We start from the raw sequence: 12988 nt of genomic DNA, 5'->3' as shown, positions 1-12988 counted from the left end.
CGTCGGTCAGGTCCCGCTCGGCATCGGGAGGCCGAGGCGGGTTCTGATCTCGTGCTGGATGGCGGGGATGTCGTGGCGGGCGTCGACCGTGACCACGAACTCCTTGCGGCGGAAGAGGTCGAGCACGGGGTCGGTCTTCTCGTGGTAGGTGCGCAGCCGTCCGGCCAGGGCCTCCTCGGTGTCGTCCTCGCGGCTGACCAGCTCGCCGCCGCAGGCGTCGCAGCGGCCCTCCTGCTTGGGGCGGTGCGCGATGAGGTTGTAGTCCAGGCCGCAGCCCGAGCACAGCCGCCGGGCGAGCACCCGGCGGCGGACCTCGTCGTCGGGCAGGTCGAGGTGGATGACGCCGTCGATGTCGTAGGTCTCCAGGAAGAACTCGGCCTGCCGGACGTTGCGGGGGAAGCCGTCGACGATGAACCCGTAGTTCCAGTCGTGCAGCTCCAGCCGGTCGCGGACGGCCGCCTCGACCACGTCGTCGCCGACGAGCTCGCCCGCCGCCATCGTCCGGCGCACCTTGGCGCCCAGCTTGGTGTGGTTCTGCACATGCCAGCGGAAGATGTCGCCGACGCTGATGTGCACCAGGTCGAGATCCTGGGCGAGCAGGAGGGACTGCGTGCCTTTGCCGCTGCCCTGGGCCCCGATGATGACGTACTTGCGCATGGACGAACCCTTCCACGCGCGGAGCTCGCGGGCCTAATCCGCCCCGCCCGGCTCTAGTGCAACTCGGGGGTTGCACTAGAGGCCTCTGATGTGCAACCCTGGAGTTGCAGCAACGAGGAGAGGAAACACCATGAGCCAGGACCGGATCGAACGCGAGATCGTCATCGCCGCCCCCGTCGAGCGGGTGTGGTCGGTGATCACCGAGCCCGAGCACGTCGGGTCGTGGTTCGGCGCCGCGGGCAAGCCCGCGGAGATCGACCTGCGCCCCGGCGGGACGATGGTCGTCGACCACGGGGAGTACGGCGTCTTCCCCTCGACGATCGTGGAGGTCGACCCGCCGCGCACGTTCTCCTGGCGCTGGGCCAGTGCCTTCCCGGGGCAGGACGTCACCGACGCCAACTCCACGCTCGTGGAGTTCACGCTGCGCCCGGAGGGCGACGGGACGCTCCTTCGAGTGATCGAGACCGGTTTCGACCGCCTGGCCGGGGGAGAGGAGCTCCAGCGCAGCGCCTGGTCCGACAACGAGGGCGGCTGGCGCGAGAAGACCGAGGACCTCGCCCGTTACCTGGAGACCTCGGCGGCATGACCCTCGACCACGACTCCGCCGGGGAGGTCCTGGCCGCGCTGGCCGACCCCATGCGCCGGCGGATCCTGGAGGCGCTCGCCGCACGCGGCGAGGCGAGCGCCTCCACGCTGGCCGCCGGGCTGCCCATCTCCCGGCAGGCCGTGGTCAAGCATCTGGCCGTCCTGGACGCCGCGCACCTGGTCGAGAGCAACCGGCGGGGCCGCGAGATCCGCTTCGCCGTCCGGCCCGAGCGCCTGGACGCCACCGCCCGCTGGATGTCGGGAATCGCGGCCGACTGGGAGGCGCGCCTCACCGCCATCAAGCGGATCGCCGAATCCTGACCGTCCGGCGGCTACACAAAGTGGCTGCGGCGCAGCCCTTCGCTGGGTCGGAGGGGTTTTCGGGAGTCGCGGGGGATTGGGTGGACCGCAGAGTCCTGGCGCCCGGGGGCTACACCGGGTGGCTGCGGCGCAGCCACCCGCCCAGGCGGCGGATGGGGGAGACCTCGGGGGCGGGGGCGGGCGGTTCCTCGCCGTCCGAGAGCGACTCGATCAGGGAGTCGAGCGTCGGGGGCCGCACGCAGACGAAGGTCGCGCGGGCGCGGCGGGCGCAGTGCAGGCGGACCGAGGGCCGCAGCAGGCGGGAAAGGGGCCCTCGGTCGCCGTGGCCCACCACGAGCATGTCGTCGTCGCCCGCGAGCTTGACCAGGGTGGCGCCGGGTTCCCCGACGACGGCCACGGCGGTGAGCTCCACGCCGTGCGGGGTGCCGTCGGCGACCTCGTCGAGGAGCGTCGCGATCAGTTCGGCGCCCGCTCCGCGCAGGGCGTCGGTCACCCCGCCGCCCAGCTGGCCCGCCGCCGACACGTGCGGGGGCAGCGGCTCGGCATGGACGACCAGCAGCGACAGACCCCGGAGCCGGGCCTCGCCGATCGCCCAGGACAGGGCGCAGCGTGCCGCGGGGGTGTCGTCGACGCCCACGACGACGCGCGGACCGCCCTCCGGTCTCGCGATCACGTTCCCTCCCGAACGAGCTGGCACCGACGGTGTGCACCCTAGAGTGCAGTCATACCCCGGCAGGGGGAAGTGTTTCACGGCAGTTCGTGCATCGTTGTTCCTTCTTACATGACCGAATCGCATTCGGTAGAGTGCCGGGATGGTGCCGAAACCGGAATCCAGCGTTTTCGACGATCTCGCCGCCGAGCACCGGCGGCTCGACGCGATTCTCGCGGGATTGGGCCCCGACGACTGGGTGCGCGAGTCCGGCGCCCCCGGGTGGACGATCAGCGACGTCGTCCTGCATCTGGCCCAGTCGGAGGAACTTGTCCTCGCCACGGTCGGGGGCGAGCGCGCGGGGTTCGTCCGCGAGGAGGGCGTCCACCTCGACACGCTGATGGACCGCCTGGTGGCGGCCGATCGGGGAATGACGCCCGAGCAGGTGTTCGAACGGTGGCGCAAGGCGGCGGCCGCGTCGCCGGACGCGCTGCGGAACCACCCGCCCAAGGAGCGGCTGGCCTGGGCGGCCGTCCCGCTGTCGCCGCGCACGCTGGCCACCACCCGGCTCGCCGAGCACTGGGCCCACGGTCTGGACATCACCGATCCGCTGGGAATCGACTTCCCCGACACCGCGCGGCTGAGGCACATCGCCTGGCTCGCCCAGCGGACCCTCCCGTATGCCTTCGCCACCGAGGGAGAGGAGGGCGGGCCCGTCCGCTGCGAGCTCACCGGGCCGGACGGGGAGTCCTGGACGTTCGGAGACCCCGGCGCGCCCTCGGTCATCCGGGGGCCGGTCGGGGACTTCTGCCGGGTCGGCGCCCGCCGGGTCGCCCCCGGGGACACGGCCCTGGTCGCGGAGGGACCCCACGCGGAGGCGGCGCTGCGGGTCGTCCGCAACTACGCGACCTGAGAAACTCGGGGCATGACCGAACCCGACCCGTCGTGCGCGGTCGCGCACGGCGCGGCCGCCCCCGACCACGCCGACCGCGTTCTGGTGGCGGTCTTCGCGTCCCCGGTGGCCGAGTTCCTGCTGCGCTACGGCGCCGACCTGGGTTACACGTGCGTGCTGGTCGAGCCCGACCGGGACCGCGCGCCGGACGGCGTGCCCGGTCTGCCCGAGGACGTCGGCGCGACCGCCGACGTGGTGGTCACCGACCATCACCGTCCCGAACTGGGGACGGTGCTGCGCGACGTCCTGGCCAGGCGGGTCCGCTGGGTCGGGGTGATGGGCAACCCCAAGCACCCGGCGCCGCACGTCCCCGCCCTGACGGCCCTGGGCGTCGCGCCGGACGAGATCGCCCGCGTCCAGCGGCCCATCGGACTCAACATCGGCTCGCGCGCCCCCGCCGAGATCGCCGTCGCCACGCTGGCGGGCCTGCTGGCCGACCGCAACGGGCGTCCGGGCGGCTTCGCGTTCTAGCGCACCAGCCGCAGCCGCCGCGACGCCACCGCGAGATCGACGCGCTGGCCCCAGGACAGGACGAGGCGGTCGCTCTCGATACCGTCGCCGAAGACCACCAGGCCGTCGGTCTCGCAGATCAGCGAGAGGGCCTCGCCCTCGTCCAGCGTGCCCTCGGTACGGGACGTCCCGGTGGACGGCGACGGCCATGCCTCCCGGACGAACCACGCCAGCATGGGCTCGGCCGGTTCGGGGAGACGGGTCTTGCCGCCCCTCTCCAGCCAGACCGACCGGCACCAGCCCGTCGCCCCGGTGCCCGAGGAGACCAGGACCCCGGACGAGGACTGCCGCTCGTCCTCCAGCCGGTAGCGGGACGACTGGTGGGTCGGGTGGCCGACATAGACCTCGTTGAGCGCGGTCAGCTCGCGCCCGTCGTCGGCCACCGCCCGCACCATCACCCGCTCCTCACAGGACTCCGCCCCCGATGACACGGCCCCGAGCAGGTCGGCGCACGCCTCCACGGGGTGGGGGACGAGCACACCCGGGTTGCGTCCCGGGTCGGGGTTGAGGCCGATGACGGGCTGGGCGCCGAGGTACTTGGCGGTGTTGGCGACCAGGCCGTCCTGGCCGACCACCACGATGACGTCGTCCGGCGCGAACAGGAACCGGTCGAGGTCGGCGCGCTCCACCGTGCCGCGCCGCCACGTCACCGGGATGGCGCGCGCCGCTTCGGTGAGGGCGCGGGAGGTCGCCTCGTGCGCGGCGGCGACCTCCGCTATGTCGCGTCCCCGGGTGCGGAGATAGAACTCGGCCTGGCTCCGCGTGCCGTGCCGGGCGAGCAGCTCGTCGTATTCGGTGCGCCGGTGCACCACGACCACCCGGGGAGCGAGGGTCATGCGCGCCCCTGGAGGCGGGCGAGCGCGCTCGTCACGACATCGGGGGAGAGGTTGAGCTGGCCGATCTCCGGCAGGTGCTCGGCCAGCGACTGGGCCGCCAGGGCCAGCAGCACGCGCTGGTCGGCGTCCTGGTAGGCGCCCAGGAACGCCGCCTTGGCCTCGGCCTCCGCCGCGCCGACCGTGCGCAGCGTCTCGGCCCGCGAGGTCGCCTCGAGCCGCTCGCGCTCGGCCCTGGCCTCGGCCTCCAGCCAGGCGGCGGCCGCCGCCTCCCTGACCCGCCGCTGCTCGTTCTGCCCGCGCCGCGCGACCAGCTGCTCCTCGCGGTGCGCCAGCTCGATCTGGTTCTGCATCTCGTTCTCGGCGATCGCGCGCTCGCGCTCGACGGCCAGCGCCCGCCGCTCGTAGGTGGCTTTGTCGGCCTCCTGCTGGACCTCCTCCCGAGCGGGGGTCTGGAGGGCGCGTTCCACGTCGGCCTCGGGCCTGATGGCCACGACCCGGACACCCACGACGGCCACGCCCGTGTCGTTGAGGCGCGCGTCGTCCGACAGGCCCGAGGTCACCTCGGCGCGGACCGCGGCGGGTCCGTCCACGATCGCCTCGCGCAGCGCCATCCGCGCGACCAGGGTGAGCGCGTGCTGCTGGGCGATCTCGGTGAGCATCGAGGCGACCTGGTCGAGCGGCGCCGCCCGCCACTGCCCGGTCTCGGGACTGATGGCGAAGTCGAGCCTGCGGGCCGCCAGCGCCGGGTCCTGGACGCGGTAGGTGACCGTGGCCTGGACGCTGACGTCCTGGAAGTCGGCCGTCCTGGCGTGGAACATCATCGGGAGCTCCCGGTCGTCCACCGGCACCTCGCTGAGCACGGCCCCGAGCGGCCGGAACCAGAACGAGACGCCCACGCCCTCGTGCGCGGCCTTGCCGCGCCGCAGGTGACGCACGTACGTCGTCGGGGTGCCGCGCAGGTGCCGCAGGAACGGTCGGCGCTGGATGTCGGCCATGAGGGTTCCTCCAGTTGTCGTCAATGAGACGATAACGAGGAACCAGGTAATTCTCAAGTGGAGATTAACTGAGGAACGGGCCGCCTTCCGGCGACCCGTTCCTCGTACGCAATGCCTCAGGCGGAGACCAGTTCCTTCTCGGGGGTCTCCGCGTCCTGGGCCGCGGTGGGCTCGGCGTCCCGCAGGCTGATCGCGGCGAACACGGCCAGCCCGGCGAACAGCACCGCGCCGAGCACCATGACCGACGTCAGCCCGGAGGTGAACGCCTCGCGCACCGCGTCCAGCACCTCCGCCGCCTGCGCGGCGGGCAGCTCGCCCGCCGAGGCCGCGGCACCGGCGGCGTTCTCGCGCGCCGCCTCGGCCACGCCCGCCGGGACGTCCTCGGGCATCGCCTCGGTGATCTCACTCCGGTAGATGGCCGTGGTCACGCTGCCCAGCGATGCCACGCCCAGCGAGATGCCCAGCTCGGCGCCCGTCTCCGACAGCGCCGACGCCGACCCCGCCTTGGCCGGGGAGACCGAGCCCACGATCAGGTCGGTGCCCAGCGCGGCCGCGATGCCGACCCCGAACAGCGCCACGATCATCCCCGTCACCAGCGTCGGCAGCGAGCCCGACGCGTCCAGCCCGGTGAGGATCAGGTAGCCGACCGCCGTGATGCCCAGGCCGCCCGAGATCACGTACCCGGGACGGAAGCGCCGCGCCAGCAGCGGCGCCAGCTGCGAACCGACGATCATCGCCAGCGCGCTCGGCACCAGCCACAGCCCCGCCCGCATCGGCGACAGTCCCGCCACCACCTGGAGGTACAGCGTCACGAACAGGAAGCTGCCGCCCTGGATCGCGCCGAACAGCAGCCAGATGCCCAGGGCGCCGCTGAACGTCCGGTTCTTCAGCATGCCGAGGTCGAGCAGCGGGTCGGGCAGGACGCGCTGGCGCCGCACGAAGAACACCCCGACGACGACGCCCGCCACCAGGGCCGCGACCGCCGGCCAGGCCCAGCCGTCCTTGGCCAACTGCTTGAGGCCGTACACGACCGGCAGGATCGCGGCCAGCGACAGCACCACCGACACCAGGTCGATGCGCCCGGCGTCCTCGTTGCGGAACTCGGGGAGCAGGAACGGGCCGGTCACCAGCAGCAGCACCATCACCGGGACGCCCAGCAGGAACGCCGAACCCCACCAGAAGTTCTCCAGCAGGGCCCCGCCGATCACCGGGCCGATGGCCGCGCCGCCCATGAAGCAGCTGATCCACACCGCGATCGCCAGGCCCCGCTCACGGGCGCTGGCGAACATGTTGCTGATCAGCGCCAGCGTCGAGGGCATCAGCGTCGCCCCCGCGATCCCCAGGATCGCCCGCGTCGCGATCAGCATCTCTGCGCTGGTCGAGTAGGCGGCCAGCACCGACGCCACGCTGAACGCCGCCGCGCCGAACATCAGCAGCCTGCGCCGCCCGATGCGATCGCCCAGCGTGCCCATGGTCACCAGGAACCCGGCGATCATGAACCCGTAGATGTCCATGATCCACAGCTGCTGGGTGGCGTCCGCACCGAGATCCGCGCTCAGATGCGGCAGCGCCAGGTAAAGCACGGACATGTCCAGTGAGATCAACAGGGTGGGAAGGGCAAGTACCGCCAGCCCGATCCACGCCCGGCGCCCGGAGGAGTTCATCGCGTTCTCATTTCGTCGTCAGGATGACCGTCACCCATACCGACCAGAGCCGCGCCGAGAAATCATCGGAACGCGGCGAACTATCGTGTTCTCCCAGGTTGAGGCGTACGATGCTGACTCGTTCCCGTTCTGTCGGTGGTGACGCCTACGGTCGAACCGACGGCCTCGGCACTTCGCGCCGCCCACAACGAAGGTGACGACCCATGGCACACGACACGATCGACCAGAACCAGGACTTCCAGCGGCAGGTCGACCCCTACCGCCGCGAGCTGCTCGCGCACTGCTACCGCATGCTCGGCTCCATCCACGACGCCGAAGACCTCGTCCAGGAGACCTACCTGCGCGCCTGGCGCTCCTACGAGAAGTTCGAGGGACGCTCGTCCCTGCGCACCTGGCTCTACCGCATCGCGACCAACTGCTGCCTCACGGCCATCGACCAGCGCGGCAACCGTCCCATGCCGTCCGGTCTGGGCGCGCCCAGCGACCCCGAGCGCCCGGTCGTCGCCGCCGACGAGGTCCCCTGGCTCGAACCCGCCCCCGACTCCCTCCTGGCGGGCGACGCGTCCGACCCGGCCACCATCGTCGCCACCCGCGAGACCACCCGCCTGGCCTTCGTCGCCGCCCTCCAGCACCTGCCGCCCAACCAGCGCGTCGTGCTGATCCTGCGCGACGTCCTGAAGTGGAAGGCCGCCGAGGTCGCCGAGCTGCTGGAGACCTCGACCGCGTCCATCAACAGCGCCCTCCAGCGCGCCCGGGCCCAGCTCCAGCAGGCGTCCCCAACTCAAGACACCCTCACCGAACCCACAGACCCCGAGCAACGCGAACTCCTCGACCGCTACGCCACCCTGTTCGAGAAGGCCGACATCAGCGGCCTGGTCGAGCTGTTCAAGCAGGACGCGGTCTGGGAGATGCCCCCGTTCCCCGAGTGGTTCGTCGGCGTCGAGTCCATCCGCCGCCTGATCATCCGCCAGTGCGAGCCCGAGCCCGGCGACCTGCGCCTGGTCCCCACCACCGCCAACGGCCAGCCCGCCTTCGCCGTCTACAAGCGCGGCGACGACGGCGTCCACCGCGCCTTCCACATCCAGGTCCTCAGCATCACCGCCGAAGGAGTCGCCCGCGCCGCCGTCTTCTTCGACACCACCCTCTTCACCACCTTCGGCCTCCCCGAGACCGTCTGAGGTGGAAATCTCACAAGCCTGGGACGAGGTGGCCGAGGGCTACGACCGCTACTTCGTCCCCCGCTTCGCCCCCTGGGTGAAAGCGGCGGTCGAGGCCGTCCAGGAGCCCCTCCCGCCGGGGCCGATCCTCGTCCCCTGCTGCGGCACCTTCCCCGAACTCCCCGACCTGATCCGAGCCTTCCCCACCCGCAAGATCATCGGAATCGACCTCTCACCCGGCATGGTCCGCCTGGCCCGCGAACGCGCCACCCCCTGGCCCCAGGCCCAGGTCATCGAGGGCGACGCCGCGACCCTCACCCCGGGCACCGCCGCCGCGGTCGTCTCCGTCTTCGGCCTCCAGCAACTCCCCGACCCCCAAGCGGCCCTGACGTCCTGGGCCAAGGCCCTCCTCCCCGGCGGCCAGCTCTCCGTCGTCTACTGGCCCTCCCAAGTGGAAACCGAGGGCCCCTTCGCCCTCCTGGCCGAACTACGCGGCGAACCCCCGTCCCTCCGCGACCAAGACCTCCGAGAACCCCTCACCCAAGCCGGCATGACCGCAACCCTCCAGACCCTCGCCTTCCCCATGACCCACCCCAGCCCCCAAGTCTTCTGGGAGGCCATGACCACCGCGGGCCCCCTGAAAGCCCTAGCCCTCCGCCAGGGCCCAGCCCACATGCAATCCCTCCAAACCGCCTTCCTCACCAAAGCCCCCCAAGGCCCCTGGCACCACACCCCCCAAGCCCACCACCTAAAAGCCCACACCTAACCCACCCCACCCACACCCCACACCCCACGCCCCCAACGCCCCCCACACAGCGACACCCCCTGCACCCCCCGCCCACGCCGCGCTTCCACACCTCGTGCCCGCTCCGCCGAGCTTCCCCCTGCGCCGGCGCCATGCTTCCGCCCGTGCTGTGCTCCCGCGCCTTCGCCGCGCCCCGTGTCTCTGCCGCGTCATCCGCGCTTACGCTCTGCATCTGGCGCAGTAAACGCGCCCGGTGCGCCTGCCATACGCGTTCACCCACGCGCCCGCGCCCAAACCCGCATCCCACACGCAGCGACGCCCCGTACTCCCGCCCGCGCCGCACCCCGCCCGCGCTGTGCTTCTGCGTCCCGCGCCTTCGCGCCGCGCCCCGTATCTCTGCCGCGCGGTCCGCGCTGAAGCTCCGCATCTTGCGCTACGTGTTTACCCACGCACCTGCGCCCGACTCCACGCCTCCGCGCGCAGCGGCACACCGCTCCAGCCACCTCGGCCCGCGCCTTCGCGTCGTGCCCCCCGCGTTTTCCTGCCGTGCCGTCCGCGCTGAAGCTCGCATCTGGCGGAGCAAACGCGCCCGGTGTGCCTGCCTTAGGCGTTCGCCCACGCGCCCGCCCGCGCTCAAATCCCGCATCGCGCACGCGGTGACGCCCCCGCGCACCCACGCTGCGTTTCCGCCCGTGCCTCGTGCTCGCGCTTCCGCGCGAGCCGCGTTGTGCTTCTGTCCGCGCTGCGGTGTGGCTGGTGTGGGGGCGTTTCACGTTTTGGGGGACGGGGCGGTGTGTGTCCCGTGCGCGGTTGGCCTTGCTGAGGGTGGGTGCTCTGCGTGGGGGGCGTGCTGGTTGGGCGGAGAGGGGGTGTCTTCGTCAGGTGGGGAGTTGGTCGCTGGGTGCGGTGGGGTGGTGGCTTTGGGGTGGTGAGATGCAGATCACGTAAGTTGGCAGTCGCTGAATTTTTGCTTGGTCTGCAAGATTGGGTTACGGTGAGGGCATGACGGTGGAGATGGGGCTTCGGGAGCGGAAGAAGGCCGCTACTCGGGGGGCTCTGGGGCGGGCGGCGGCGCGGCTGGCGGTCGAGCACGGGGTCGAGCGGGTGACGGTGGAGGCGATCGCCGGTGCGGCGGGGGTCTCGGCGCGGACGTTCCACAACTACTTCACCGGCAAGGAAGAGGCGATCGTGGCGCCTCTGTTCGACGGGGTGCAGGCCCTGCTGGACGGGTTGCGGAGCCGGCCCCAGGGGGAGCCGATCTGGGATTCGATCCGGTGGGGTGTGCGCGAGGTGCTGCTGCCTTCGGAGACGCGGAGCGAGACGATCGCGCTGATGCGGCTGGTGAAGGGGAATCCGGGGTTGGTGGCGCAGCAGCTCGGGTGCCTGGGGGACATGCAGGAGCAGATCTCCCGGGTGATCGCCGAGCGGACCGGGACCGACCCCGAGCGGGACATGTATCCGCATCTGCTGGCGGGGGCGATGGGCATTTCGATGCGCGTGGCCGTCGAGATGTGGATGGAAGGCCGCATTGATGTGGACGTTCTTGATCTGGTCGATTCCGCGCTCGAGCAGTTTCGCTCGGGGCTTCCCTCGCCCGATTAGTTAGCAATTACCCCCTTTTCTCCAGGCGATCAGCCCGTCGTCCGGTGAGTTCCGTATGCCTACGACCGACCCGGGTCGCTGTAGTGCTTCCTGGATTTGATGGGATCTGTGACATGGCAACGTTCCTGTACCGGCTCGGCCGGTTCTCCTATAGGCGGCGAAAGCTCGTCCTGCTTGTGTGGGTGGCGCTGTTGGTGCTGGTGGGCGTCGCCTCGGCCACGCTCTCCGGGCCCACGTCCAGCGATTTCTCGATGCCGGGCACCGAATCGCAGAAGGCGATCGACATGCTCGACAAGCGAATGCCCGAGGCGGCGGCCGACGGGGCGGAGGCGCGGGTCGTCTTCAAGGCTCCGGAAGGGCAGAAGCTCACCGATCCGGCCAATCGGAAGGGTGTCGAACAGGTCGTCGGGAAGCTGAAGTCCGCGCCCAAGGTGATCGGGGTGGTCGACCCCTTCCAGGCCAAGGCGGTCTCGCCGGACGGGCGGATCGCCTACGCGCAGGTCTCCTACAAGGTGACCCAGATCGACATCTCCGAAAAGGATCGCGAGGCCCTGCTCGATTCGGCCCATCCGGGACGCGATGCCGGCCTTTCGGTGGAGATGGGCGGCAGCGCGACGGAGGGATTCCCCGAGCAGAGCGCCACCGAGATCATCGGTGTGGTGATCGCGGCCTTCGTCCTGTTCATCACGTTCGGGTCGCTGATCGCGGCGGGGCTGCCGCTGCTGAACGCCATCCTCGGTGTCGGGATCGCGCTGTCGGCGATCACGGCGGCGACCGGGCTGATCGACATGAGCTCCAACACCTCGACGCTGGCGCTGATGCTGGGGCTCGCGGTGGCGATCGACTACGCGTTGTTCATCGTGTCGCGGTACCGGCACGAACTGGAGGAGGGACGTGCCGGGGAGGACGCCGCCGGTCGGGCCCTCGGCACGGCCGGTTCGGCCGTGGTGTTCGCCGGTCTGACCGTGATCGTGGCCCTGACCGGGCTGGCGATCGTCAACATCCCGCTGCTGACCGAGATGGGCGTGGCGGCGGCGTTCGCGGTGCTGATCGCGGTGCTGATCGCGCTGAGCCTGCTGCCCGCGCTGCTGGGGTTCGCCGGACGCAAGATCCTCGGCGGGAAGATCCCCGGTCTGCGGGGGCCCGCGTCCGGTGGACGGACGCCCATGGGCGAGAAGTGGGCCCGGTTCATCGTCCGCAGGCCGCTGCCGGTGCTGCTGCTGGCGATCGTGGGCATGGGCGTGCTCGCCGCGCCGATGACCGACCTGCGGCTGGGCATGCCGGGGGACGAGGCCAAGTCCGAGTCCAGCAGCCCGCGCAAGGCGTACGACACGCTGGCCGAGGGGTTCGGCCCCGGGTTCAACGGGCCGCTGCTGGTCGTGGTGAACGGCAAGCCGGGCGAGAACGTCATGGCTTCGGCCGAGCGGCTGTCGGGCTCGATCAAGGGGCTCGCCGACGTCGCCCTGGTCGACCGGCCCATGCCGAACAAGGACGGCGGCACCGCGCTGCTGTCGGTCGTGCCCAAGAGCGGGCCGAGCGAGGAGGGCACCGAGAAGCTGGTCAGGGCGATCCGCGATCTTCCGCCGCCGGGCGGCACCGAGGTCATGGTGACCGGCCAGACGGCCATGATGATCGACATCTCGGACAAGATGGCCGGTGCGCTGGCGCCCTACCTGGCCGTGGTGGTCGGGCTGGCGTTCCTGCTGCTGATGCTGGTGTTCCGCTCGATCGTGGTGCCGATCAAGGCGACGCTGGGCTTCCTGCTCACGGTGGCGGCGACGTTCGGCGCGGTGGTCGCGGTCTTCCAGTGGGGCTGGCTGGCCGGGCTGATCGGCGTCGACACCACCGGGCCGATCATGAGCATGATGCCGATCTTCATGATCGGTGTGGTGTTCGGGCTGGCCATGGACTACCAGGTCTTCCTGGTCACCCGGATGCGCGAGGACTACGTGCACGGCGCCGCGCCCAAGGAGGCGGTCACGTCGGGGTTCCGGCACGGCGCCCGGGTGGTGACCGCCGCGGCGATCATCATGATGGCGGTGTTCGCCGGGTTCATCGCCTCGGACGAGTCGATGATCAAGATGATGGGCTTCGCGCTGGCGATCGGCGTCTTCTTCGACGCGTTCATCGTCCGGATGACGATCGTCCCGGCGGTGATGGCGCTGCTGGGCCGGTCCGCGTGGTGGCTTCCCCGGTGGCTCGACCGGATCCTGCCCGACGTGGACGTCGAAGGTGAGAAGCTGCGCCATATGCTCGACGACGACCAGCGGGTCGAGCGCCCGCTGGAACCGAGCAGATCCTGAACGATCTCCGGG

The 12988-nt window shown here is 71.2% G+C and carries 13 protein-coding genes; 8 read left to right on the top strand and 5 right to left on the bottom strand.

The features are described from left to right. Positions 1 to 6 precede the first annotated feature (6 nt). Positions 7 to 657, bottom strand: a complete 651-nt coding sequence (locus ACQPY4_RS22270; protein ID WP_433323580.1) for an adenylate kinase family protein — start codon at positions 655 to 657, stop codon at positions 7 to 9. 130 nt (positions 658 to 787) lie between these two features. Between ACQPY4_RS22270 and ACQPY4_RS22265 the strand changes: the two genes are divergently transcribed. Then, on the top strand, positions 788 to 1243 hold the full coding sequence (locus ACQPY4_RS22265; RefSeq protein WP_433323578.1) for an SRPBCC family protein: 456 nt from the start codon (positions 788 to 790) through the stop codon (positions 1241 to 1243). After that, positions 1240 to 1563 (top strand): ArsR/SmtB family transcription factor, encoded by a 324-nt coding sequence (locus ACQPY4_RS22260; RefSeq protein WP_433323576.1) that lies wholly within the window; start codon positions 1240 to 1242, stop codon positions 1561 to 1563. Before ACQPY4_RS22265 ends, ACQPY4_RS22260 begins: the two co-directional genes overlap by 4 nt. A 109-nt stretch (positions 1564 to 1672) precedes the next feature. Here the strand turns inward: ACQPY4_RS22260 and ACQPY4_RS22255 are convergent, their stop codons facing one another. Further along, entirely contained in the window at positions 1673 to 2236 is a 564-nt protein-coding gene (locus tag ACQPY4_RS22255) for a universal stress protein (RefSeq protein WP_433323574.1), read from the bottom strand. Between the two features lie 139 nt (positions 2237 to 2375). Between ACQPY4_RS22255 and ACQPY4_RS22250 the strand changes: the two genes are divergently transcribed. Next, positions 2376 to 3125 (top strand): maleylpyruvate isomerase family mycothiol-dependent enzyme, encoded by a 750-nt coding sequence (locus ACQPY4_RS22250; protein ID WP_433323572.1) that lies wholly within the window; start codon positions 2376 to 2378, stop codon positions 3123 to 3125. Between the two features lie 12 nt (positions 3126 to 3137). Then, positions 3138 to 3635, top strand: coding sequence for an XdhC family protein (locus ACQPY4_RS22245; RefSeq protein WP_433323570.1), 498 nt, complete (start codon positions 3138 to 3140; stop codon positions 3633 to 3635). Here ACQPY4_RS22245 and ACQPY4_RS22240 read toward each other — a convergent pair. The 3 genes from ACQPY4_RS22240 to ACQPY4_RS22230 all read right to left on the bottom strand — a co-directional run bounded on the left by ACQPY4_RS22240 (position 3632) and on the right by ACQPY4_RS22230 (position 7169). Beyond that, positions 3632 to 4510, bottom strand: coding sequence for a hypothetical protein (locus tag ACQPY4_RS22240; RefSeq protein WP_433323568.1), 879 nt, complete (start codon positions 4508 to 4510; stop codon positions 3632 to 3634). The genes ACQPY4_RS22245 and ACQPY4_RS22240 overlap by 4 nt on opposite strands. Further along, complete coding sequence (locus ACQPY4_RS22235) at positions 4507 to 5505, bottom strand: SPFH domain-containing protein (protein WP_433323566.1); 999 nt, start codon at positions 5503 to 5505, stop codon at positions 4507 to 4509. The genes ACQPY4_RS22240 and ACQPY4_RS22235 overlap by 4 nt, the downstream gene beginning before the upstream one ends. Positions 5506 to 5621: 116 nt before the next feature. Next, positions 5622 to 7169 carry an MFS transporter gene (locus ACQPY4_RS22230; protein WP_433323564.1) on the bottom strand — a complete coding sequence of 516 codons (1548 nt, stop codon included), beginning with the start codon at positions 7167 to 7169 and terminating at the stop codon, positions 5622 to 5624. A gap of 203 nt (positions 7170 to 7372) precedes the next feature. On the opposite strand from ACQPY4_RS22230, the gene ACQPY4_RS22225 reads away from it, so the two are divergent. From ACQPY4_RS22225 to ACQPY4_RS22210, 4 genes are all read left to right on the top strand, one after another. After that, the gene (locus tag ACQPY4_RS22225; protein WP_433323562.1) at positions 7373 to 8347 is read left to right on the top strand and encodes a sigma-70 family RNA polymerase sigma factor; all 975 of its coding nucleotides are present in this window, start codon (positions 7373 to 7375) and stop codon (positions 8345 to 8347) included. Position 8348: 1 nt separating this feature from the next. Continuing rightward, entirely contained in the window at positions 8349 to 9092 is a 744-nt protein-coding gene (locus ACQPY4_RS22220) for a class I SAM-dependent methyltransferase (protein ID WP_433323560.1), read from the top strand. Between the two features lie 981 nt (positions 9093 to 10073). After that, positions 10074 to 10673: a TetR family transcriptional regulator gene (locus ACQPY4_RS22215; protein ID WP_433323558.1), complete on the top strand. Its 600-nt coding sequence runs from the start codon at positions 10074 to 10076 to the stop codon at positions 10671 to 10673. Positions 10674 to 10786: 113 nt separating this feature from the next. Continuing rightward, positions 10787 to 12976, top strand: a complete 2190-nt coding sequence (locus ACQPY4_RS22210; RefSeq protein ID WP_433323556.1) for an MMPL family transporter — start codon at positions 10787 to 10789, stop codon at positions 12974 to 12976. Positions 12977 to 12988: the final 12 nt, after the last annotated feature.

This window comes from Spirillospora sp. CA-294931 (assembly GCF_050946795.1).
Lineage (GTDB): Bacteria > Actinomycetota > Actinomycetes > Streptosporangiales > Streptosporangiaceae > Spirillospora.
This window is presented reverse-complemented; position numbering and strand designations above follow the sequence as displayed.